The following is a 24,011-nucleotide window of genomic DNA, read 5'->3' as shown; positions in this document are numbered from 1 at the left end:
TAATGCAGATGACCCAGACTTCCCATCCAGTCGTTGTGGCTGGCCCCCCGGAGGACGAGATTGACCTCGTCCGGTACCTGGATGTACTGCTCGCCAGTCGTTGGCTGATCGCGTCGATTGCAGGCGTAGTGCTAGCGCTTGGGGTGGCTTACGCGTTCCTGGCGCGGCCGGTGTATCAGGCGGATATCTTGGTGCAGGTCGAGGACAACCCGAATAGCGCTAGTAGTCTGTTGGGAGACGTGTCCAGCTTGTTCGACGTCAAGGCCCAGGCCACGGCCGAGATAGAGATTATTCGCTCTCGTATGGTCGTAAGTAGGGCAGTGGAGAACCTGCATCTCTACACTAAGGCGACGCCCAGGTATTTTCCTTTCGTCGGCACATGGATCGCCAATCGCGACAAGGGATTGTCCGAACCAGGGCTCTTTGGCTTCGGTGGCTTCGCATGGGCCAAGGAGTCCATCAACGTTGAACGATTTGACGTGCCGGAATCGCTTGAGGGAGAAAAATTCACACTGACGGTGCTGAAGGATGGCCGCTACCGCTTGGATCAATCGAGCCTCGATGTGCCGCTGGAGGGACGTGTGGGGCAGCCGCTGGAAGGCGCGCAGAGTGTGGGTAGCTTCGCGCTGCTAGTGAGTGATATCAAGGCAAAGCCGGGTATTGTCTTCAACATTGTGCGGGACTCTCAGCTGAAGACGATCGAGAAGCTTCAGGATGACCTCAAGATCGCAGAGAAGGGAAAGCAGAGCGGCATCATCGGTGCCTCGCTCGATGGTTCCGACCCGCTGCTTACCGCGAGCATTCTTAACGAAATCGGCCAAGAGTATGTAGCCCAGAATATCAGGCGAAAAGCCGCCGAAGCGGAGAAATCGCTGGCTTTCCTGGGAGACCTGTTGCCCCAGCTCAAGAGCGAGCTGGAGCGGGCTGAGGTCAAGTACAACGAGATGCGCAATAAGCGCAATACGTTCAACCTCAGCGAGGAAGGCAAAGCGTTTCTACAGGAGAGCGTCACCGCGGAAGCCGGCCTGTTCGAACTAAAGCAGAAGCGCGCAGAGTTGAAGACGCGCTTCGCGGCTTCCCATCCGGCTGTGCAGGCGGTGGAGCAGCAAATCGCTGCCCTTAGTGCAAAGGTGGCCAGCCTGGCAGGCCGGATGAAGAATTTCCCAAGCGTGGAGCAAGACACACTGCGATTGATGCGCGACGTACAGGTCAACAATGATCTCTACGTTGGCCTATTGAACAATATGCAGCAGCTGAAGCTTGTCAAGGCAGGCAAGGTCGGCAATGTGCGCCTGCTCGACAACGCTCCGGTTCCCGAGGAACCCATTAAGCCCAAGAAGGCTCTGATCATTGCGCTAGCAGCTATTCTCGGCGTCCTGATTGGTGTCGTCGTGGCCTTCGTGCGCAATGCGCTGTACGGCGGTATCACGGATTCGCAAGACATCGAACAGCATGCGGGTCTGAGCGTCTATGCTACGGTGCCATTGTCGAGCGCTCAGGCTCTCCTCACCGTAGACATCCGCCAGCGCAAGCGCGGCAAATTCTTGCTCGCAGACCGCAATCCCAATGAGCCTGCGATCGAAAGTCTGCGCAGTCTGCGCACCGCTCTTCAGTTTACCATGCTCGACGCGGACAATAACCGCGTGCTGCTGACGGGCCCCACACCGGGTGTCGGTAAGTCATTTATCTCGGCCAACCTAGCCGTGGTGATGGCCTCGGGCGGCAAGCGCGTACTGCTGATCGATGCAGACATGCGCAAGGGCCATCTGAACCAGTATTTTGGCAAGGGCCGGAACAACGGGCTGGCGGACGTGCTACTCGGCAAGGTAGGCTTTGACCAGGCCGTACATCGCGAGGTTTTTGAGAACCTGGACTTTCTCAGTACCGGCGGCTTCCCCCCGAATCCCGCTGAGCTGCTACTGAACGATCGCATGGTAAAGCTTCTTGATGAGTTGGGTCGCCAGTACGACCTTGTCCTGATTGATACGCCGCCCGTGCTGGCAGTTGCCGATACCGCAATCCTCGCTGCACGCTGCGGCACGGTGTTCCTCGTGACGCGCTTCGAGAAGACCACCATCGGCGAAGTGACCGAATCCGCCAAACAACTGCGCCAGGCTCATGCCGATGTGAACGGCGTGGTGTTCAATGGCCTGGATCCGAATGCGTATCGCTACGGCTATGGCTCGAAGTATGGGCGGTATCGATATGCGTACTACGGCTATGCAAGCGAGTTACACCCAGTAGAAAAACGGGATGGAGAATAGGCAAGCCTTGTCTCAAATAGGTGAAGGTGAGTTGTCCTAGCAATCACCGGCGTCTTGACACGGGGAACTTACTTGGCGTCGAACTGATGTTGCTATCGTAACGCACGAAGTTTAGTCGGAGAGTTGCGCTCAAAAAATTGTATGGCCAAAACTCTCCCAGAGAGTGTCGATACGTGCAGAATCTGTGTTGCGATGCGAGCAGGAAATGCCGCAGACGCTGTTGTTTTACCCTTCGAGACGGCAAAAAATGCCGAAAGAGTGGACATTGGCTACCCTGTCCTGGGTGGCAATCGCCTCTGAAGGCCTGTGGTTTGGCAAGCAACTTTACTGAGTAGAGCTGTGGCACATAAAAGTTTTCGGCTCGCATGGGACGCCGGCTTGGTGAGGAACTTTCTTGCCATGGCTGTTTGGCAAGCTAGCAGCTATTTAATTCCTTTCCTGACATTTCCATATCTCACTCGAGTCCTTGGTCCAGAAGGCTATGGACTAATAGGTCTAGGGTTAGCCATTGCAATGTATGGCGTATTGTTTTCCGACTGGGGTTTTAATCTGAGCGCCTCTAAACAGATCGCACAAGCTCGCACGGAACCAGATAAGCTCACGCTATATTTTTGGAATACAATTGCGGCCAAAGCTATTTTATCTTTATTTACATTAGTTCTACTTTTCGCTGCACTTCTTTTTAGTGAGAAACTAGGATCCATCGCTCCCGTGCTCTTTGCAGCATGGCTTACTGTTATTGCAGCTGTCTTTACCGCAAGTTGGTTCCTTCAGGGGCTCGAGCGTATGGGAAGATTCGCTCTGGCTGCTTTGATAGGTAAAGCTATAACAGTTCCCCTTACATACGCGTTTGTAACATCATCTAAAGACGTTGCCACAGCCGTGGCGATACAAGGGGTCGGTGGAATAGTATGTGCTGTTTCCTCTCTTTATTTAGTAGCGAGGCTTCGACTGGTCGGAAAGCCTAAGATCTCGCTAGGGGCAATCCTCGCACAGTTGAGAGAGGGTAGGGAAGTTTTTCTATCCACCGCACTTATAAGCCTTTACACCAACAGTACTACAGTCATTTTGGGCGTCATCGCGGGCCCCGCTGCTGTGGGCCTTTATGTTGGCTCCGATAAGATTAGAGCAGCCGCACTCGGACTGGTTGCGCCAATAAGCAACACAGTATATCCGCGGCTATCGTGGTTACTTCAGGAGTCGCCCGCTCGCGGTTACGCCTTTGCTCGGAGATTGCTTGTCATCCAGGGCGCGATTACATTTATCGTTGCGCTTGGTCTCTGTGTTGGCGCTCGTCAGATTGTTGAGATAGCGATGGGTCCCTCGTTTCTAAGTGCCGTCCCCCTCATCTATTGCATGGCGTGGATTCCATTTTTGGCTGCCATACACAACGTCTGGGGTGCGCAACTTATGATCCCTCTTGGGATGGTCCGAGAATTCAGAGCGACTGCCATGTACGCAGCAGTATGCAATCTAGTGCTAATTGGGCCGTCGACATGGTGGCTGGGAGCCCTCGGAGCTGCTATCAGCCTCCTTGTGACAGTGCTGTTTGGCACTGTTGCCTTGGGATGGGCCCTTTGGCGTGCCGGCATTCCGGCATTTCCTGGGTTTCAGACTGATATGCTTATATCGCGATCATCCAACTCCGCATCGAGATGAACAGCGAGGGTTGCATTTCTTTTATTTAATTTTCGAATGGTGCAGGGGAGAAGCCGCAACTGGACGCAGTCTAATGGTTATCCAGTGAATGGCAATGAGTGCGGCTTGCGATCTTCCTAGGAGCTATTAAGCAGAATACACTGACTGTTTAGTTTTTATAATTCAGGGTTGAAATATCCAGTTTTCGAGCCAATCGAGTGAGTTCGCTACTGGGATAAGCCGACATTGGCGTCGTGATTCGTGGATAGTGGTGAGATGAAAAATACCAACGAGAAAGGTAAATTCTTGTCCGCGGGAAAAAAATCTGCTGAAATTTCGGCAGTACATGTCTTTCTTCATGGCGGCGGAGTTCAGCATGCTAATCGTTGATGTTCTTGTAATAATCGCTGTGTTCACGGCGACTTTTATCAGCGGTGATGTGCTAAATACGGCCGGCATGAATTATTCGGGGGATGTGTCGGGGACGTTGATTGAAAAAATACATCCATATAGTTGGATATGTGCCGCAATAATATTGGTCCTCTTGTTTTCAGGTAAAAACCCGTGGTCTGCACCGGGAATGCGGGTTCGTAAGGTAGTAATCGGCCAGTGCATCGCTCTAGCAATAATGATTGGCGTAGGGTTGCTAAAAGGGGCCCAAGGCGTCGGTTATATCCTTGATACCATTGTCGCGCCATCGGCGTTTATGATATTGGTTGGTCGGAGGCGGCTCAACATTGGGGTCATCTTGGCCAGATTGATTTTGATTTTTTTCTTCATAAATGGATCGATTGCTATTCTGGAATTTAGCACGAAAACGGCATTTGTGAACGTTCTGTATGAAAGCTCTAAATACTTTCGGGCAACGGCTCTGCATGGGCATCCTTTGAATAATGCATTAATAACCGTTGGCATAGGGCTCATTTACCTTGCTTCGTCCGCGAAGATTATGGGGCGGCTATTCGTCTATATTTTCGGTATAGCGTCGCTGATAGCTTTTGGAGCAAGGGCGGCGTCACTTATATTTCTAACTGTGGGCCTCTATCTAGCCTTGCCAAGAAGTAATGTCTATTGGAAGGAGATGTTTGCATTCAAAGTGAGTATCATCGCTCTATTTGCGGGGGCTGTCAGTTTTGCGCTTTTTTCAGGAATTTTGGGCGGGGTGGATGCGCGAATACCAACTGCAGACCTCCTTGATGACAGTGCTATGGTGAGACTGGATGTATGGCAAGTGCTGGCAGGCTTTACTCCGTCAGACTATCTGCTTGGATTGCCAGCTGAAAAGCTTGAAGCTCTGCTTTGGAATGCTCGTGTGGATATTATCGAAAATTATCTTTTATTTTATCTTTTTAATTACGGCGTGATCGCGAGCATACTGTTGTTGTTCTCGATTTGCGCTCCATTCTTCACGATCATCGGTGGTTTGAAGGGTAGTTTGCGGAATAGAATATGTTTGGCGATCTGGGCGTTTATGGTTTTATCCGCGACCAATAATTCATTGGCGACTAAGAGCGCTGTTCTGCTAATAATTTTTAGCTACCTCATTGCTATTGTGTCACCGAGTTATTCAAATATTCGGGAGCGAAAGTTATTTGCTCCCCCTTCGCTTTGTTAGAGGAGGTGTCGCGTGAAAGCCAAAATGGATTCAACCATCTAAGGAATGTAGCAACCAAGAAGTACTCTGAATTCCGACGGCTCCTCAGGGCGTGCGCGATCGCGGCCCGATGCGGCTCGCCAGATTGATGACAATGCATATGATTTGCCTCCATATGTTTTAGGGAGGATGAGGATTCATTACTTCCTCAGGATGTGGGGAAAGTCCACATACCAGATGGCCGGCTCGAAAACGTATCCACCTCCTCCTATGCTGACAGTCGATCCGATGAGATCTACCAGGTTAAAGTCTGCGGGCTATTTTGCGGTCGCTCTTGTAATATATTCTGGTTCAGGTGGGGTGATAGCCGCTAGCTGCCCGCAAGAGGAAGTTTTTGCGTCGAATTGGGCAGGTGGTATTGAAGACCGACTTGGCCAGCAAAAGGCGATGCCAGAAGCCATTCTTGCTATTACTCGGCCTACTGGTGGTCGATCGCCAGCACTTCGCTTCCACATTAACAGAGGAGATGATTTCTCGCGTGTAGCGAATGGAGTGCCTCGTGCTGAAATCTCATTCTCCGAGTTATTTCATTTTTCACCGGGTTGGGTATATAGAATCGAATGGGAAGTGTACATTCCATCGAATTTCACCTTCGATATGGCGCAGGCCGAGAGTATGCTTCAAATACACCAGGGACAGGGAAATGGTCCTCCCCCATTTGCCATCTTATTGAAGGGTGATGACTATATGCTCGAGATTCGCGGCGGTGCCCGGGCCCAAAAGCGTGCGGCGTTTTGGCTCGGTAGTATTTGGCCTGACCGGGGTAGATGGGGCAAATGGAGTATGACCTACCGTGCAGAGGAAAGTGGATTGCACGGGGGAGTCTCTATATGGCGTGCTGGGAAGCTGTTTTTTGAAGCGGAAGATATTGCAAACTCCTATCCTGCGGACAGACAAGCATATTTAAAAATCGGTATCTACAAGTGGGCATGGAAATATAGCCCGTCTGATATTGATGACCGCGAATTATTTTATGGTCCGTTGAGTGTAACTAGGTGCAGGGAGTGAAATAAGTATCCTTTCCTTCATGATGTGGCCATGCAACTTTTCTGCCGCCAAGATTTATATGACGGAACATTGACATGTCATAGAGGCGATCCAAGTCAAATATTTAATGACGGCCTGTAATTGATGCCACTCCGGAGGGGCGAGATTTGCGGCTAACTTGGTAGCCGGTGAGAAGTATGGCTCGAGCGCTGAGTTGTTTTTGAAGTGCCATTCTTTGCCGCTATTTATTGGTCGGCCATGGATTTTGAATGAACCTGCCAGGTCCGGAATCATTGGATCTCGATTGAATTGTTTTCGCTGGCACACCAGCCACGGTAGCGCCTTCGAGTACATCTTTCGTCACGATGCTTCCAGCACCTATGGTCGCATTGTCGGCTATCGATACCGCTTCGATAATGCACGCGTTGGGGCCAATATAAACTCCACTACCAATTGTTGCCGCTTTGCCGAGATTTGAACCAACCGTAACCCCTTGCGATATATTGCAATTACTGCCGAAACTTGCCGTTGAGCTAACAACGATATTTCCAGAATGTCCAATATAGAATCCGAAGCCAATTTTTGTCCGAAGGGGAATCTGTATTCCGAAGCGTAGTTGTTTCCGTTGAAGTATAAAAAAAAATGCTGCTCGTAGTGGCTTGAACGATGTTTGTGAGCCGAGCCTATGCCAGACCATGTAATTGAAGCCTGCGGTAAGAACGTAGTGCCTTAGAAAAGCGGAAAATCTCGTATTTCCAGCGTGGCGGTATAAATCACTTTTAATAAGATCTATGGAGCGCTTCATAACAATCATTTGATTGCGTATTTACTTGGCTTGTGGCGGTTTACCGAGGATCTTTAAGAATTAAGAAAATGGAATCATGTTGCATTCGCCCAGTTTTTGAGTTTGTTAATCAGAGTGCCTAGCTGCGTTGAGTATTGATGGTTGAATAAGTCACGTGGCGCATAAAGGGCAGATTCGGCAATGTTGTCGAAGTCCTTGTCATTCCAGCACACATAAAGTCCCGGAGTGTCCTCTAGGCTGCGAGCAGTATCACATTGATGGTTATTGCGATGCTCATTCAGATCCTCGCGTCTGGGGACTACGAGGATTGGCTTACGATGCTGACGCGCGGTCAAGATGCTGCCCATACCGGCATGCGATATTATTAGGGTCGCTTGCTGAGTGAGTTCTTCGAGCCTAGACTTTGGGAGGAAGGGGTGATAGGGGAACATCGATGGGATGTAGTCTCCACCATTGCCAATTTGAGCGTATATTGGAGGGAGTGTCTTATACGACGCCCAAGAGTCTACTAGACGAATCAGGCGATCAAATGATTTCTGAGTTCCCACAGTTACTAGTATCATAAGACTTGGCCCCAATAGTCCATTTTTTTGTTTTGTTCTGCAAGGTGCGGCCATTGCGTTAGGGTTACGTTGGCTAAGTGTTTTGCAAGACGGCCGGACAACGAGACCTGTGCGGAGTTGGCAATGCTGTCGAGCCAAAGTGTCTGCGCTCCCAACATTCTTCCGAATAGGATTGCAAATAGTCCCGGGGCTGCTCCTGTCGATACAATCAACTGAGGCTTTTCGCATCGTACCACTCGCAGTACCTGGAAAGCGAGTTTGATTAACTTTGCCGGTGTTTCTTTATTGGCATCCACTAGGCAATACTTATAAATCCTTTCTGGCGGCTGGCTACCATCCGCAACAGCCCAAACTACATCATGCTGCGCGAATGCTTCCGAGAGCAGGGAGAGCTGCACTAGATGTCCACCGCCAGAGCATACTAGCAAAGTCTTCTTTCTCATTAGATGGGAATCCCGAGGGTCTGCAAATAACGAACGGCAATACGGCTGGATTCGAAGTCGAGTGCACGTGCCTTCTGCTTCTGGAAGAGAGAGGTCTTTGACGTCATGTCATTGTCTCTCAGACTTTTTAGAATAGCCTCGCTAATAGCGTCGACGTTTCCTGGTTCGACCAGGGTACCGAGCTTTCCATCCAGGAGTACTTCTGAGGGACCATGTGGGCAGTTTGTCGAGACAATTCTTATTCCAACTGACAGCGCTTCGATCAAGACGTTTGAGAGACCTTCATGGTCGGATGTAAGGGCTAATACGTCCGATGTGCTGTAGTACCAACGCGTGTCAATTTGGAATCCCTCAAAAGATACATAGTTCTCCAGCGCTAGTTCGCGTGCCAAGGTCTTAAGATTCTGCGCCTCTGGGCCATCTCCAACGATTAGAAGTCGTGCGGATGGAAACTCGGGAATTATCTTCGCCAAGGCATGAAGAAGTAAATCTACTCTCTTGACGAAAGTTAAGCGTCCGACGAAGAGTATGGTCTTATTCTTGAGTTCGGTGGGCACGGAGTTATCTTTCGATGCTTCGAACGTTTTTGATTTTTTCGCCTTGTTTAGGGGGTTGTGTATTATTGTTGAGGGGATTCTATGAAAACCCCGTTGCGCAAAATCTCTCGAAATTCCGTGGGAGACAAATATTAAATTATCCGCGAACCTAAATAGAAATCTAGCGGCGTATAGGAAGAGCTTGTGTTTTCGCCCGAAAAGATCTTGCCAATGCTCAATGGCGCTATGCTCCGTAAGATATATCTTGCATTTTAGCAGGCCAAGCATTGCGATAGCCGCTGCGAGCATGTTTTGGTGGGTCAGAAACGATACCAGGTGAGTAATACCATAGGTCCTCACTGATTTGATAATCGGAATGATGGAGGCCTTTGTCGATGTCGCTTCGAGATCGATAACTCTGGAGAATGTACGGGCTTCTGCAATGAGTTCGCCACGTGCCTCCTGTAATAGAAAGTACACCGAGATTCCGTTTGCGGCGAACTCGCGGGCGAGCGTTACGGCCACGTGCTCCGCGCCCCCATGACATAAGTTCGGTAGATAAAATGCGACTACCGAGTTGTTTCGTTTGGTCTTCGAGATCATTGAAAAGTCGAGTCGACTACGTATTCTGCGAGGCGATCAACGAATTTTCATCTGGATTCTCTGGCGGCGTATGTGTCTTTTCTGAGATCGTTCGATAAAGGTCAATCAGAATTGATCGGGTACTCGAAAACGAGTGATGTACCTCATATAGATGCCGGGCCACGTTACCCATTGAAGTTCGCTTTGTGGGGTCTTCTATAAGTTCAAGCATTGCCCCCTGTAGTGCCGGTACCGACCGTGGGGTAATTAGTATGCCAGGTTCGCAATTATCGAAAAGCTCAGGGATTCCGCCGACGCGGCTAGCGATCACGGGTGTACCTAGAGCGAATGCCTCTATGATTATCATCGGCTGTGCCTCGAAGTGGGACGGCAAGAGCACTGCGGTGGCGTTATTTATGTACTCATCGCGTTGTTGTTGGTCCAGCCAACCAACGAGGTGTACTTGTCCTGCCAGATCTCGCTTGGAAATTTTCGACAGTAAATCAGATCGTTCGATACCTTCGCCTGCTATTATGAGGTCAAATTTGATGCCGGATGAACAAAGTCCTTGCGCGGCGTCAATTAGCTCATGGATCCCTTTTGCGGAGACTAGCGTACCGGCAAAGAAAAATAGTGGGCGAGCGAAAGCTCTATCCGAAGCTACCGGGAGAGGGGAAGATTCCGGAACGCAATTTCTTATTATTTTAATCTTAGTTTCTGCGCAGAAGTTCGCGTAGAACTTTCCCCAGTGTGGACTCAAAGCGATGTTGAAAGACGCTGCTTTTGTAATGATCCTTAGAAGCAGTCGAGTAGCTGCCGATCTCTTTGAGATGGATTCGATTGCTCCTGAGTGAAAGTGGCATATTGTTGGTATTCCATGGGCTCGGAGAAGCGCTAGCAGCAAGGCCTTCCGGACGATGCTTCCCCCTTTCGCTACGTGCAGATGCGCTAGATCGAAATGACTGCGGCGGATTAGAGAGGGGATGGAAGCCATTCGCTTAGTAAAACCCGCTAACTTTGTGAATTGGCTGCCTGTATGATGCGTTTCGACAAAGGTGATTTCGCAGTCGTCGCCGACCGCGGAAATTATGTTTCGAGCTGCCGAAGCCATTCCACCCTTAGAGTTCAGGGCTGGACCAGCCATTAATACTCTGATCGTCATTAGTAGCTCAGTCGGTGGTTCCGGTATATATGCGTGCGTGCGACTTGCTTGTTACTGACATAAGCTCTTCGGAGGCCGATGTCGCTTGCGTCAAGATTGTGCTTCTACCTATCGGGTAATAATCTATGCCCGCAGCTTTTAATTCTTCGGGCGGATATAGATTTCGTCCGTCAAAGATCACGGGGCAGCGAAGGGATTCCTTAATCGCTTTAAAATCTAGGGACCGGAATGACTTCCACTCGGTTACTACCACCAGGGCGTCCGTGCCTTCCAGGGCGGTCTCCTGGGTTGGCATAAAACGCACGCGATTTATCGCACGCGGCTCGGAAACCAAATCGCTCTGGACGGCTTTTTTCGCCTCTTCCATTGCCACCGGGTCAAAGGCCTGCACGCGGGCGCCACGCTGTACCAGCTCCTTAATAATCACGCGACTTGGCGCAGCGCGCATGTCATCGGTATTGGGCTTAAAGGCAAGGCCCCAGAGCGCAAACGTGAGGCCAGTAAGGTCCTCGCCATAGTGCTTGACAATCTTCTGTACCAAGACGCGCTTCTGGTCTTGGTTCACCGCCTCAACAGCGGCCAGGATGCGTGACGTCTGCCCATACTCAGCCGCAGTACGCTCCAGCGCCTGGACATCCTTAGGAAAACACGAGCCACCATAGCCAGTTCCCGCATACAGAAAGCTATAGCCAATACGCGGGTCAGAGCCAATGCCCTGACGCACCAGTTCAATGTCTGCGCCAACCACTTCCGCCAGGTTGGCCAGCTCGTTCATGAAGGAGATACGGGTGGCCAGCATGGCGTTTGCGGCGTACTTGGTGAATTCGGCTGACGCAACATCCATATTGAGGATCCGGTCATGGTTACGCGTGAAGGGCGCATACAGGGAGCGCATGATTTCCCATGCTTTTTGTCCGGAGACACCGGGCTCAGTGCCGATGACGATGCGATCGGGGCGCATGAAGTCCTCGATCGCGGCGCCTTCCTTGAGGAATTCGGGGTTCGAGACCACGGCAAAGTCGAGCGCCGGCAGGCCGCGTTCCTGCAGTTGCGCGGCGATGCAGTCCCTGACCTTGGCCCCAGTACCCACGGGTACGGTCGACTTGTCCACCACGACCTTCGGGGTGGTCATGTATCGCCCGATATTGCGGGCGGCGGAAAGGACGTAGCGCAGATCCGCGGAGCCGTCTTCGTCCGGCGGGGTGCCCACGGCGATGAACTGGATATCGCCAAAGCTGACACTGGTTTCGATGTCGCTGGTGAAGCGCAGGCGGCCGGCGGCATGATTGCGCGCGATGAGTTCTTTCAGGCCGGGTTCGTAGATGGGGACTTCGCCGGCGTTGAGCATCTCGATCTTGGTGGCGTCAAGATCCAGGCAAAGGACATCGTTGCCGAGCTCAGCCAGGCAGGTGCCGGTAACAAGGCCTACATAACCACTACCGATGATGGTGATCTTCATGTGCGCAGGTCGAGGGAGGAGGAGATCGATATGAAGCGCCGGCGTCTTTGCGCGCCATTGCGTTTACGAATGCATTGACCAGCGAGAGCACGGCAATGGCGGCTAACGCTGCCGCCAGGTCCGTAAGCAGGTCGGCCAGGTTGGACGAGCGGTATGGAAAGAAGCCCTGGATGATTTCGTCCAGGCTGCCCAGCATGGCGACGCTAGCCAGCGTGATGACGGCCCGGTGCCGCGAAAAGGCCAGGAAAATGGCCCCAGCCAGGCAGGCGTACGCGCACAGGTGCATCAGCTTGTCGCCATACTCCCGGTTGAGCGCCTGCGCCTTGCCCGGGATACTTCCCACCACAAGCATGGTCAGGAAGAACGCGATGGCGGCCGCAAGATATAGCCTGCCCCGCGGCGTGACCAGCCCTGTAGCTTTGTGGCTCGGACGCGACGGATCAATACGCATTACGCCCCGTCCATCCCTTGAACGCCGTCCAGAAAATAATCCTCACATCCATCCAGAACGACCAGTTCCGGATATAAAAGATGTCGTGCTCCACCCGCTTGGCCATCTTGTCCAGGGTGTCGGTCTCGCCGCGGTAGCCGTTGATCTGGGCCCAGCCCGTGATGCCGGGCTTGACGCGGTGACGCATCATGTAGAAGTCCAACTGCTCTTTGTACATATTGTTATGCGCCATGGCGTGCGGCCTGGGGCCTACCACGCTCATTTCGCCCCTGAGCACATTGATGAACTGCGGCAGCTCATCCAGGCTGGTGCGGCGCAGGAAGGCACCGATCGGCGTGATGCGGCTATCGCCTTTGGTGGCTTGCGTGACGGTGCCATGCTCGGCGTGGACCTTCATGCTGCGGAACTTGTAGACGTGGATGACGCGGCCGTCCATGCCAAGGCGCTCCTGCTTGAAGAAGACGGGGCCCGGGGAGTCGCGCTTGATCAGGATGCCAATGATCAGGAACAGCGGCGACAGGGCGATGAGTACGAGCGCGGCAAAGGCGCGGTCGAAGATGGCCTTGATCGTGCCGCGCACGCCGAGCGCGGGCGGCCTGTTCATTTCCACCGCGGGCATGCCGAGGAAGTTGCCGACGTTGTGGTTGAGCAGGTCGAAGTCGAGCACGCTCGGCATCCACTTGATGTCGATGAAGTCATTGCGCAGGGAGAAGTTGATCTCCTGCATCAGGCGGTACTCGCTCATCGGCAGGGTGAGCCAGATTTCGTCGATCTCATGCTCGCGCGCGAAATCGGCGATTTGGGCGCTGTCGGTGATGCGGCGGCGTCCTTCCGGCGTGGGCTCGCCTTCGGTCGCGTAGATGCCGCTGATCTTGTATCCGGTGGCGTGGCTGGCGGTCGCGCGGCGGTACATTTCCTGCCCGGTACGGCCATAGCCAACGATAAGCACGCGCTTGCTGTTGGCGCCGGTGACGCGCACCAGGTTGAGCACGACGCGGCTGGCAACACGCAGGGCCAGCAGGCCGGCCAGCGAGAAGGCGTACCAGTACACCATCCACAAGCGGGAGAGGGAGTCGGCCTGGTGCAACAGGTAGGTCAGCAGAATGCTGATCAGCCAGACCAGGCTCCACGCGGACAGCAGGCGCGTGGCGAGCGAGAACAGGCTGCGGCCGCGCCATGAGCTGTAGAGGTCGAACCCGGGCAACACAATGAAGGCGATCGCACAACCAAAGTACTGGACGAACAGGTGGATAGGGGCGTGCGCGCTGGCAAAGCGCGCTTCGGTGGCCAGTATTGCCGCCAGCCAGATGGCGCCGGCGTCGAGCAGGCGAACCATCAGCGCGAGCTGATCGTGATGCCTGGCAAACATATCGCGATAGACACCCATTTGCTTCCCCTGAAGCGTTCGCGTAATGGGCGCTCAAGCGAGTGCCCATGCCTCTTGTTGTCTCCTCCGAACTTGCAGGCCGCGCACAGTGGCAGCCAGGCTCGTCGCTGGCATGCATCTTGGTGTGCATGCTCTTGGCGCGGACACAGCAGAGTCGTGCGGGACTGCTTTGCGGCAGTCGGTTTCATGGTGTGGCCGCGGTCAGCTAGTGACCGGCCACCGGCCGCATCCTTGAGGGCCGTCCCTGGAACTGCAACGCTCTCTTCCTGCCGGCGCGCTCGCGCCGGTGTGCTTTGTGTCTTCAGGGGCGAATAGTGCGGTGCAGCGTGACCCGTCGGTACCCTGCATGAGAAGGGAAAGCGTGGCGATGTTTGCGTGGCATCTTTGCATCGTGCCCTACCATTTTGAGACGCATGGTCAAGTGCAAGGGACCGCCACGGCTAAAATCTTGCGTCGGCATTGCGCGCAACGCGGTAGTGCCGATCTCAAGCCGGTGTCACGGCAATCTTCAGCAGGATGCAGCAAGACATGAAAGGGAACGTTATTACCCGCGATGAGCTGGACGCCTATTTTTCTTCCTTCGTGGGCATGGAGGGAGGCAACCCGGCGGCAGCGGTCTGGATTTGCGATCATGTACCTACCACGGTGGGCTTGCCGCTGGAGGCGCCGCTGGCTCCGCAGCGAGTTCCCAACGCCTGGGACGCGCATTTTCGTGTCGCTCATGCACGCGATATGGCAAGGTGGCAGACGCACCAGCGCATCGCGCGCATCATCTCGGCGGCCTGGGAAATGGTGTTGTTCGGCCGGCGCGATAACTGCAGCTGGCAGCGCTATCTTGCCGAGTATCTCTACCGTGCGCGCGGGTGGGAGTTCAAGCTGAGCCTGTTTCCGCTGCCGATTCGCGCGGACAACGGGCTGCCCTGGAAGCGGCTGTATGGTGCGCAGCTTCAGCTCAACCCCAAGGTCAACTACTTGTCACTGTGCCGCAACGGGGGGCGCTTCCGCTTTATCGAGGCATTGCGCCGGCGCCAGCGCCCCAAGGTAGTGATCTGCCTGGGCGAACGTCACGAGGATGACTACCTGCACGCGTTTGGCATGCGCGGCCTGCCGTACACCGACCATTTGCTGAAGCCGGCCGACCAGGCGCGGGTACTGCGCGTCTACCAGGACCAGGGCACGCACCTGATCATCTGTCCCGCGGTGGCCGGCGCTGCCGGCCTGGCATCAGACGTCCTGCTGAATGCGATGGGGCACTTCATCAGCCAGTGGCTGACGATCGCCGACTTCCAGATGCGGCCGGAAGAGCCCGAGCGACATCCGCAGGAAGAGGCCGAAGCCGCGGTGTGACACCGTCTGGCCACCGCCGCCGTGGTGCCATCACGCGGCATGACGCTGCATCCATTGCTGATAATCCTTGCCCTGGACTGCGTTCGCGGCATGCCAGAAGGCACGGTTGCCGGCGTCGGCGGCGTAGGCCCGCAGGTCGCGCGGCGACATGCCGAGGGTGCGGCGGAATGCGCGCGTAAAGTCGGACGGGCTGTTGAAGCCCAGGCCGTAGGCGATGTCGTTGACAGCCAGGTGAGGGTAACGCACCAGGTCCTGCGCGGCAGCCCGCAGACGGCTCTTGCGGATATAGGCCTGCACGCCGCCTTCGGGTTCGAACAAGCGGTAAAGGGTGGCTCGCGAGATTTCCAGCTTTGCCAGCAGTCTGGCGGGTGACAGTCCGGCCTGGCCAGGGTCGGCGTCGATCAGCCGACGGGCGCGTCCCAGCACGGCGCTGCGCACCGCGGCGCGAGTACTGCCGTCCAAGCCCACGCCCTGGCGCAGGGCCCCGACCAGCAGCTCCACGCCGGTGCGCATGGCGTGTACGGCGGCCTCGGGTGTCATCGTTGGCAGATCGCGACTGAGCGCGACGGCGTGTGCGACGGCCAGTCGGCTCAGCGGTGTGTCGGTCTCCACGATGCGTCCGTGCGCGGCCTCGGCTTCCATGAAAATCGCATCCATCGTTATGCGCGGCACGAAGAATGAGAGCGCGCGTGTTGCCTCGCGCCGCATCTGAATAGGCTGCCCAAGGTCCGTCAGCAGAATACCGCCGTGGCGCGGCTGAGGATTGCGGCGCTCGCCGGCCACCACGCCGGCGCTGCCTTCGACGAAGACCTGTATCGCGTGATGCCGTGCCGAGTCAGTCGAGATACGCGCGAGGCTGCGTTGCAGCGTGACGCGATCACAGCGGCAGTCCGTGAAAGACATGTTCTCGATCAGGTAGCGATCGATGGCTCCGTGGAAGGGCGCGATGAGGCTGTCTCGCGTGACTTCCAGGTCCATGACGTGTCCGACGCGTTGTCGCCACGCAAGTATCTGGCCCCGGGCGGCCTGTGATCCACCGGCACCTACCTCGAAGTAGCTGTGCGGCAAACGTTCGAGTTCGCCGCGCGTGGGCCGGGTAGCGTGGCGCGGTGGGGCAGGGGCGTTTGACACGATCGATGACGCGAAGCTTGGTGAGTGTGCCGATCGGCAAGAACATTGGCACACGAGGGAGCGCTACTTTAACCCAAGATTAAAGCGCGCGCGTGTTATGCGGGGACGCTCGTACCTTGGCTTGCTGCGAGGGTCATCGAGGCCGTCTCGCGCGCGCGTATTTGCCGCGTCGTTGTGTTGAACGTTACCCCGCTCAAGAAGGGAAACGAGATGACAACGTATCCCTCGAACGGGGGGTGAAAACAGGCCGATTAGCGTGCAGAATCCGGGACCGCATAGTTTGTGTGGTGCACAAAACCTGATCACACACGGCGTTTTTGCATCCTTCGCTCAACCACGCGGTAGTGGCATGAAAAAAGAACTTAATACAGTGTTTACGCGTGATCAGTTGGAAGAGTATTTCGCGTCGTACGTAGGGATGGAAGGGGGTAATCCGGACGCGGCGGTATGGTTCTGTGACAGCTCGCCGCATCCGAGGGCTGAGTCGCTGGTGGCGCCGCTGGTTCCGCATGCGCAGCCCGGTGCGTGGGACGCTGCGTACCGCCACAAGCATCGCGAGCACATGGAGCGCTGGCAGTCGCACCAGAAGATTGCAAGGATCATGGCCGCAGCGCGCGCACATATCTTCAATACGTCCCTGGGCGAGCGGGACTGGAGGCATTACTTCGAGCATCATCTGTACGCGCCGGACGGCGCGGAGTTCAAGCTCAGCCTGTTTCCCCTGCCAGCGCGCCTGATTAACCAGACACCGTGGTCGAAGGCATTCCGCGGCCAGCCGGAGCTTGTGCCCAAGCAGCGTTACGTCGACCTTTGCCGCGAAGGTGAGCGCTTCGCCTTCATCGACAGGATCCGCCGGCTCTGGAAGCCAAAGGTGGTGGTATGCCTGGGCGAGCGGCACGCCGACGATTTCGTGCAGGCGTTCGCTCTCGGGGATGTGCGCGGCGCCGACCACATCCTCCAGCCCGCTGACTTGCCCAAGACCTTGCGCGTGCTGGAGCGCGACGGCACCACTTGGATCATCTGTCCGGCGCTGGCCGGCGCAACGGGACTGACATCTGACGTGTTGCTTGACGCGATGGGGCAATACATTGCCGGCTGGCTGGGACCGAACGATTTTCCAGCGCTCTGCTCCGGTGCAGACGCCTGTTAGCGAGGCCGTAGTGAGTCATGGCGAGCGTGCGTCGGCGATGCCGCAAGGCGGCTTACGGGACTGCGCGCAAGCAAAGGCTTTCCCCCGCCAAGTAGGGGTGACACCGATTTGGGGATTTGTTTATCTGTGTGCTGGCGCGAACTGCAAGCTGCCGCAGCAGGATCCGCTTGCAAGCTGGAGCGTGGCACGACAGGGCAGCGTAGGGCGCCGGAGACTGTGCGCAACAGTATTCCGTCGCAGGATTCCCCACCATGTATCGACGTACCGAAGTATCGATCTCAGGAGAGAGCAGCGTGCAAACCAATACCCGGAACATCCTCACCCTCGGCATCATGGCTGCCGCCGCAGCAACGCTGGTTGCTTGCGGTGGTGGCGGCGACAATTCGCCCACGCCTTCCCAGCCTTCTGTCACCGTGAGCGGCAAGGCGGTGGACTTCTACCTGTCTGGCGCGACGGTCACCTTCCTCGATTGCGGCAACAAGACCGCGACGACGAATGCAACCGGCGACTTCACCTTCCCTGCTGGTTGCACCACGAGCGCGCTCAAGGTGACCGGCGGCACCGATATCGGTACTAACCAGCCGTTCACGGGGGTGCTGCAGGCACCGGCGGTGACATACAAGGAGGGCGTGACACCGGTGATCTCGCCGCTGACCACGCTGGTGGCGCAACTCGGCCCGACGCAGGCCGCTGCACTGGCGGCGAAGCTCGGCCTGGCAGGCAAGGACCTGGCCACGCTGGACCCGATGCAGGACGCGGCCACGCTAAAGGCGGCGGTCGTGGTACAGCAACTGGTCGACCAGGTTACCAAGACGCTGACGGGCCTGGCTACGGGTGGCACGCTGACCGCCGAGGCTGCGGCCGCGGCGGCTGCCAAGGCGGTTGCCAACGCCGTGGCCAGCGCGTCGGGCACGGCTGACCTGACCAGCAGCGCGCTGGTGACGACCGTGGTGTCTGGCGCTGTGCAGAACGCCCAGAGCGGCCTGCCCGCGAGCCTGCAGTCGAACATTGCCGCCGTGGCAGCCAACGTGGCCGCACTGGCCGCCCCGCTGATCACGAGCCAGGTGTCGAGCGTGAACACAGCGCTGGACGACATCGCGCTGAGCAGCAGCCCGGCCGATACGTTGTCGAAGCTGAAGGCGAGCGGATCGATCAACGTCGTGACAGAGAGCGCACAGACCACGACGACCACGGCGCTGGTCAAGGCTGTGACGCCGGCCGCGCTGACCGATGCGTCGAACGCGTCCAAGCTGGCCGCGCTCGGCGACGCCGTGTCGACCGGCAATACCACGGCGATCCAGGATGCAGCCGCGAACCTGGGCAGCGCGGTGGACAGCACAGCGATCAACAACGTGGCGAACGCGGTCAAGCTGACCAACTACGTCCTGCTGTCGAACCTGACGATCAACGGCCAGGCTTACCCGATCACCGACACGATCTCGGTCACGGGCGGCACGCTGAGCTCGATCAAGGTCGCGCTGACGCAGAATGGTGATGCCTTCAGTGGCGGCCCGTCGCAAGTGCGTGCCGGCCTGAGCTATACCTACGGCGGCACCCAGGTCGACGTCATCATCGAGAACGTAACGCTGACGTTCAACGGGTCGCAACTGGTGAATGTGGTGGTGCCGGCCAACACGACTTATTCGTTCGAGCTCAGCGGCAACGTGTCGGCTGCCGCAAGCCTGACGAATTCCGTGGCGGACAATCTGTTCGACAGCACCAACGGCGGCTCGCTGAACCTGCCGTTCACCGTGTTCCTCGGCAAGCTGAAGTCTGCCGGTGCGCTGAGCCAGGCGCAGGCTGACGCCCTCACGCCGAGGTCGCCCAGCACGTTCCCCGTGACGTTTGCGCTGACAGGTATTAGCGGCAAGGACGTGAAGCTGGGTGCGCTGGTAGACGGCAACGTGGAAAACGCCAAGACGGCGTCGGTGAGGACCGCCGCAGCCAAGGTGACCGGCGACGGCCTCAAGACCACGGTTACGCTCAATCCGTGACCGACTCGTGGTGGTGCCTTCCGCCTGGATGGGGAAGGCCATGCACCCGGTCATCCGGACGCATGCCTCAGGGCAATGCCACGGGTGGCCGGGTTCTTTTTGTGTCTGCGTCGAGCCCCCTGGGGCGCGCCACGCATGAGGCTTGCCCGGCGGCCTCGGAGTTTCCTATGCAGCTGTTTCGCAAGCGCGGGCTGGACCAAGCCTGCGCCCTGATGCTGGGCCTGTCGTGCGCGGGCGCGGCCAGCGCCGCTCCGGACGATGTGTTCATGCAGGCAGAGCCCGCCACGGGCGAGTTCACCTCGGTGCGGGTGGAGGCCAGCTACGACATGGTCAATCGCACCGTGGATGTCTTCAACCTGCGCGGGCGGCAGGGCCCCGTGTCGGACAACGCCGGCGACTATCGCGGTGGCAAGCTGATGCTGGGCTACAAGTTCTCGCCGTCCTGGTCGGGGTCGGCCACCTACTGGCGCCGCGGTATTGATTACGGACAAGACCACAACCAGATCGACAGCTGGATGTTGGCCATGCACTACGACCCGCTGGCCGAGCCCGGCGCGCGCGATCGCATCATGCTTCGCTTCTCGCTATGGGGAGACCACGCCGGCAGCCTGAACCGCACGACGCCGGTCACGGTTCGCAACACGACCTTCAACAGCCTCACGGTGAACAACGCGAATGACGTCCAGGGCCAGGCCGACGTCATCTTCTCGGGCGATCTGACCGAGCGCAATCAGCTCACGGGTTTCGTCGGGCTCGGGATCGGCCGTGTGAGCATCGGAAGCATCAATACCCGTCTGCAGCAAGGCAATTGCAACTTCAATGTCTCCATCGGCTCTGACAATATCGCCAACGGCGCGCTGGCCGCACCGTGCCGCGCTGGCAATGCCACCCTCCAGTCGGCCTCGTTCGCAGTTGATGCCAGCCGGTTCGGGATCAATTTCAACGACGATTTCAATTACACCGCCGGCTACCTGAACCTGGGCGGCTCATGGCGCTGGAAGTACGAGAACTTCGCCGCGCGGCTGGGCTACCAGTTCCAATACCTGCTGCGCAGCAATGTCGATAGCCGCGCGAAAACCTATGGCTACTCGCCGATTCGCTCGAACCATACGCTGGGGCTGGAGCTATCGTATGCGGTAGTGAAGAACGTGGAGGTGTTCCTGCGCGGCCAGGCGTCGCTGTATAACTTCGTCGGCACCATCCCGTTCCTCTATAACGCCACGACCGCTGGCAAGCTGGACCGGTACTACGGCTACGGCTCGATCGGCATTCGCTTCTCTGGGTTCTGAATTCGAGATCCAGGCTCGGTCCTTCTCTTTGCCGATTTCGCTATGTCGCAATACATCCAGCTTGCAGTTCGAGCATTGAGCATCGGTACGCTCATCGTTATCGTGGCCGTAGTCTTCCGGCAAGCATATCTGCGCATTGCCACTACGGCTGGCATTTCCAGCCCTGCAGAGGAGCCCACCGCAACGCTGTTGAAGCGATGCGAGGCTATGCACAGCCGCCTGAAGAATCGCCATGTTTCCGAAGAAGCTGCGGAAGCAGACGGGGATTCGCGCGCCGTTTGTATTGAATTGTGATTGGATGAAGGAAAACGACGGGGTTCTTCTCGCGTGCACTACGAGAAGTTGATCAGCATGTTTATCTCAGCTCCAACCGTGCCGAAAACAGGACCAACCCTACGCAGTGACGCTTGCAGTCTTGTTTGTGAACCGCCGTATGCGGGACCGCACGTACGGTGATGTGAGAGGGCTGAGGGGGTACCCCTCACCATACTCAATGGCAGGCAGCCTTGTCAGGCAACCACGCTGTCAGCCAGATGATGGTCACGCTGCTCCAGGTAGCTGCGGAAGGTGGCGCCGACTTCCGGGTGCTTCAGCGCATACTCGACAGTGGCCTTCAAGTAGCCCAGCTTGCTGCCGCAGTCATAGCGGCGGCCCTGGTAGCGATAGGCCAGCACCTGCTCCTGGCTTAGCAGGGACTGGATCCCGTCGGTCAGCTGGAACTCGCCGCCGGCCCCCGGCTTCAGTTCGCGCAGGCGGTCGAAGATGCGCGGCGTCAGGATGTAGCGGCCGACCACGCCGAGGTTGGAGGGGGCATCTTCCGGCGCCGGCTTTTCTACGATGCCGGACATCTTGATGACGCCCTCGTCCCATTCGCGTCCGTCGACTACGCCATAGGAGCGGCTCTGCTCCGGCGCGATCTCTTCCACGCCCAGCACCGAGCAGTTGTAGTGGTTGTAGATCTCGACCATCTGCTTCATCACCGGCGGATTGCCGTCGATCAGGTCGTCGGCCAGCATGATGGCAAAAGGCGTGTCGCCCGCCAGCTTGGCGGCGCACAGCACCGCGTGGCCCAGGCCCAGTGCTTCGGGCTGGCGCACGTAGTAGCACGCGACGTTGGCCGGCTTGATAGAACGGACCACGTCCAGCAGCGCCTGTTTGTTCTTGGCCTCGAGCTCCACTTCCAGCTCGAAGGCTTTGTCGAAATGGTCCTCGATGGCGCGCTTGGAGCGGCCCGTGACGAAGATCATCTCGGTAATGCCAGCGGCCATGGCTTCCTCCACGGCGTACTGGATCAGTGGCTTGTCCACCACCGGCAGCATTTCCTTCGGGCTCGCCTTGGTGGCGGGGAGAAAGCGGGTGCCCAGTCCCGCGACGGGGAAGACGGCCTTGGTAACGCGGTTGTCCATGTCCGGTGTTCCTTTTGAGTGTTTAGTGGTTCAATTAGCTTCCGCAACTCGTTATCAATGATCGGCTTGGCCATCTCCCTGATCCGTCGTCTCAATGGCTCAGCCCACAACTTCTGCCTGCGGCGCGCAGTTACCTCCGACGCGGCAGCCTGCACGCTCCAGCCACCTCGCGAGGCGTATTGCGCTGCCCGATGGTCAACGTGTCGGCTGGATTAATTCGGAGCAGTTCGATGCTTGCCCGGTGGCATTTCGCCTCGATCAGTTGTCGGAATTTTGTGTAAAGCAGGCTCGAATGCATGCGGGCGCGATTTGGGCTGGCCTCTCACAGCGCCTTCTTCCTGGCGCTGAAGTCCAGGTCCTCCACACCAGCGGCTTCCTCTTCGTCATGGCGCCTTCGTGTGGCTTTCCCTTTCAAGAAGGCCGAAACGCGCAGACCTGAACACAGCGCGGAATGGAACGAACCATGCCGCCTCGAAGGCGACGAACGTTAGCAAATAGACCATCGCGGCTTAGCAGTGAAGTATTGACCCTGAGCGAAGCGCATTCTTGCCCTATTGTGCGCCGCAATCTGATTTTACCCGCGCGCTGGAGGCGCCGAACCCTTCGAAGTAGGGGATTCCTGTTCCTGGCGATATCTGGGCACAAGACTCGGTGTCCGAGGCCGACGATCGCTTCGCTGCGCACAATAGTTCGGCGACAGCCTAAGGTTTATGCGCATCAGGTCTGTGCGTGCGAATATCTGGCCTCACCCGGTTGACGGCAGGCGATTGGGTTGGCCACGCAGCTTGGATGCGACAGGATGCCCGCGAATCGCACACGCTCGACGAGCGATCACCCGCTGAACGATGTGCACCGCTTCGCCGCGGTTCAGCGCGTGCTGCCACTTCCTGATCGACTATTTCACGAATGCCGCATTTCGCCATGAGATGCGAGGACGTGAAGCGAGTTCAGGTGCGTATCGCCAAGGCAACAATGGAAGGCAGATGGGGCGAGGTGCAAGCCTAGCCTTGCAACGTCCGCTGACCCGATCGCGCAGCGGCAAGATGTTGGCCGTGAAGCGGGTGACAGAAAACTGCGGTAAGAGTACGCCGGGGGTCGACTGCAGGGTAAGGGCGATCCCCAGCGGCTAAATGGAAGGGAATGGAGTCGCTGCAACATCGCGGATATCGAGCACTGCCGCTGCGACGCATCTTGCCATCCGGGTGCTGGAAAGGCTAGATTCCCTCGATAAACCAATGGGTTGCCAGGGATGTGGCGGATTTTTGTGCGTCCAGCGAAGGCTGGCGTATTCAGCGGGAAAGAAAGCCCGCCGGGGTAAGAGTCAGAGCCCCGTAGCTTGGATGGCAGCGTACTCGGGAAACTGGGACGCTGAAGCCCATCGACAAAGTCGCCCTTGGGGCGATCGCGAGTCAGTAGGCTGTAACGCAAGTAAACGGAGATGTGGCCTCGATAGCTGCTACCCCGGAGGTCGAGCCTTCAAAAATCGGGCGAAGACAACAGCATACGACGCAACCTGACTGATGCGTCGTATGCCTCCGGCGGGGTGAAACCGACGGCATGCTGACAAGGATACGCTGAGCAACTGGAGAAGCCCTCCTCGTCCCGGCGCGAAATCGCCGGAGCAAGGTAGGCCCTATAACCGGCGAACCCGGGAAGTGGGTCGAAGGCGAGAGGGTGGCGGATGGGTCCGTAGTAGCTGTGAAGCCGGGTAACGCCGGTGGAGCGAAGGGGCCCTGCTGTTTGTAATGTCCTCGACAACATGG

Annotated in this window: 20 protein-coding genes; 10 read left to right on the top strand and 10 right to left on the bottom strand. The window is 56.8% G+C overall.

What is annotated here, in order from left to right; translation table 11 throughout:
• The first annotated feature begins 8 nt into the window (after window positions 1-8).
• The 4 genes from RM96_RS09255 to RM96_RS36940 all read left to right on the top strand — a co-directional run bounded on the left by RM96_RS09255 (window position 9) and on the right by RM96_RS36940 (window position 6,564).
• Window positions 9-2,264, top strand: a complete 2,256-nt coding sequence (locus tag RM96_RS09255; RefSeq protein WP_039010073.1) for a polysaccharide biosynthesis tyrosine autokinase — start codon at window positions 9-11, stop codon at window positions 2,262-2,264.
• 306 nt (window positions 2,265-2,570) lie between these two features.
• Window positions 2,571-3,923: a flippase gene (locus tag RM96_RS36945; RefSeq protein WP_338011407.1), complete on the top strand. Its 1,353-nt coding sequence runs from the start codon at window positions 2,571-2,573 to the stop codon at window positions 3,921-3,923.
• Window positions 3,924-4,278: 355 nt separating this feature from the next.
• A complete protein-coding gene (locus RM96_RS09250; RefSeq protein WP_152624077.1) occupies window positions 4,279-5,517 on the top strand; it encodes a VpsF family polysaccharide biosynthesis protein in 1,239 nt (412 codons plus the stop codon).
• A gap of 426 nt (window positions 5,518-5,943) precedes the next feature.
• Window positions 5,944-6,564 (top strand): heparin lyase I family protein, encoded by a 621-nt coding sequence (locus RM96_RS36940; protein ID WP_193752419.1) that lies wholly within the window; start codon window positions 5,944-5,946, stop codon window positions 6,562-6,564.
• A gap of 220 nt (window positions 6,565-6,784) precedes the next feature.
• On the opposite strand, the gene RM96_RS36935 is transcribed toward RM96_RS36940, so the two are convergent.
• The 8 genes from RM96_RS36935 to RM96_RS09230 form a co-directional block, all read right to left on the bottom strand.
• Complete coding sequence (locus tag RM96_RS36935) at window positions 6,785-7,357, bottom strand: serine O-acetyltransferase (protein WP_152624076.1); 573 nt, start codon at window positions 7,355-7,357, stop codon at window positions 6,785-6,787.
• Window positions 7,358-7,422: 65 nt separating this feature from the next.
• Complete coding sequence (locus tag RM96_RS36930) at window positions 7,423-7,911, bottom strand: glycosyltransferase (protein WP_082016483.1); 489 nt, start codon at window positions 7,909-7,911, stop codon at window positions 7,423-7,425.
• On the bottom strand, window positions 7,908-8,309 hold the full coding sequence (locus tag RM96_RS36925; protein WP_238587191.1) for a glycosyl transferase: 402 nt from the start codon (window positions 8,307-8,309) through the stop codon (window positions 7,908-7,910). Before RM96_RS36925 ends, RM96_RS36930 begins: the two co-directional genes overlap by 4 nt.
• Before the next feature lie 44 nt (window positions 8,310-8,353).
• A complete protein-coding gene (locus RM96_RS09245; protein ID WP_039009996.1) occupies window positions 8,354-9,493 on the bottom strand; it encodes a glycosyltransferase in 1,140 nt (379 codons plus the stop codon).
• 16 nt (window positions 9,494-9,509) lie between these two features.
• Window positions 9,510-10,466, bottom strand: coding sequence for a glycosyltransferase family 4 protein (locus RM96_RS40815; RefSeq protein WP_443112249.1), 957 nt, complete (start codon window positions 10,464-10,466; stop codon window positions 9,510-9,512).
• Between the two features lie 175 nt (window positions 10,467-10,641).
• Entirely contained in the window at window positions 10,642-12,093 is a 1,452-nt protein-coding gene (locus RM96_RS09240) for a UDP-glucose dehydrogenase family protein (protein WP_082016480.1), read from the bottom strand.
• Window positions 12,071-12,544: a VanZ family protein gene (locus tag RM96_RS09235; RefSeq protein WP_052279422.1), complete on the bottom strand. Its 474-nt coding sequence runs from the start codon at window positions 12,542-12,544 to the stop codon at window positions 12,071-12,073. The genes RM96_RS09240 and RM96_RS09235 overlap by 23 nt, the downstream gene beginning before the upstream one ends.
• On the bottom strand, window positions 12,534-13,913 hold the full coding sequence (locus RM96_RS09230) for an undecaprenyl-phosphate glucose phosphotransferase (protein WP_039010068.1): 1,380 nt from the start codon (window positions 13,911-13,913) through the stop codon (window positions 12,534-12,536). The genes RM96_RS09235 and RM96_RS09230 overlap by 11 nt, the downstream gene beginning before the upstream one ends.
• Window positions 13,914-14,459: 546 nt before the next feature.
• Between RM96_RS09230 and RM96_RS09225 the strand changes: the two genes are divergently transcribed.
• Window positions 14,460-15,278 carry a hypothetical protein gene (locus RM96_RS09225; RefSeq protein ID WP_052279432.1) on the top strand — a complete coding sequence of 273 codons (819 nt, stop codon included), beginning with the start codon at window positions 14,460-14,462 and terminating at the stop codon, window positions 15,276-15,278.
• A 30-nt stretch (window positions 15,279-15,308) separates the two neighbouring features.
• Here RM96_RS09225 and RM96_RS09220 read toward each other — a convergent pair whose 3' ends face one another.
• Window positions 15,309-16,256: a helix-turn-helix domain-containing protein gene (locus tag RM96_RS09220; protein ID WP_039009993.1), complete on the bottom strand. Its 948-nt coding sequence runs from the start codon at window positions 16,254-16,256 to the stop codon at window positions 15,309-15,311.
• 502 nt (window positions 16,257-16,758) lie between these two features.
• Here RM96_RS09220 and RM96_RS09215 point away from each other — a divergent pair.
• From RM96_RS09215 to RM96_RS36915, 4 genes are all read left to right on the top strand, one after another.
• Window positions 16,759-17,559 (top strand): transcriptional regulator, encoded by an 801-nt coding sequence (locus tag RM96_RS09215; protein WP_039009991.1) that lies wholly within the window; start codon window positions 16,759-16,761, stop codon window positions 17,557-17,559.
• 293 nt (window positions 17,560-17,852) lie between these two features.
• On the top strand, window positions 17,853-19,553 hold the full coding sequence (locus RM96_RS09210; RefSeq protein WP_039009989.1) for a hypothetical protein: 1,701 nt from the start codon (window positions 17,853-17,855) through the stop codon (window positions 19,551-19,553).
• Window positions 19,554-19,720: 167 nt separating this feature from the next.
• Window positions 19,721-20,842 carry a hypothetical protein gene (locus RM96_RS09205; protein WP_039009986.1) on the top strand — a complete coding sequence of 374 codons (1,122 nt, stop codon included), beginning with the start codon at window positions 19,721-19,723 and terminating at the stop codon, window positions 20,840-20,842.
• A 42-nt stretch (window positions 20,843-20,884) separates the two neighbouring features.
• A complete protein-coding gene (locus RM96_RS36915; protein WP_082016478.1) occupies window positions 20,885-21,136 on the top strand; it encodes a hypothetical protein in 252 nt (83 codons plus the stop codon).
• 215 nt (window positions 21,137-21,351) lie between these two features.
• Here the strand turns inward: RM96_RS36915 and galU are convergent, their stop codons facing one another.
• Window positions 21,352-22,248: a UTP--glucose-1-phosphate uridylyltransferase GalU gene (galU, locus tag RM96_RS09200; protein WP_039009984.1), complete on the bottom strand. Its 897-nt coding sequence runs from the start codon at window positions 22,246-22,248 to the stop codon at window positions 21,352-21,354.
• A gap of 845 nt (window positions 22,249-23,093) precedes the next feature.
• Between galU and RM96_RS40680 the strand changes: the two genes are divergently transcribed.
• Window positions 23,094-23,378 (top strand): reverse transcriptase N-terminal domain-containing protein, encoded by a 285-nt coding sequence (locus RM96_RS40680; RefSeq protein ID WP_338011406.1) that lies wholly within the window; start codon window positions 23,094-23,096, stop codon window positions 23,376-23,378.
• Window positions 23,379-24,011: the final 633 nt, after the last annotated feature.

This window comes from Cupriavidus sp. IDO (assembly GCF_000812465.1).
Lineage (GTDB): Bacteria > Pseudomonadota > Gammaproteobacteria > Burkholderiales > Burkholderiaceae > Cupriavidus.
The sequence above is the reverse complement of the archived record's forward strand: the minus strand, read 5'-3'. Positions and strand labels throughout refer to the sequence as shown.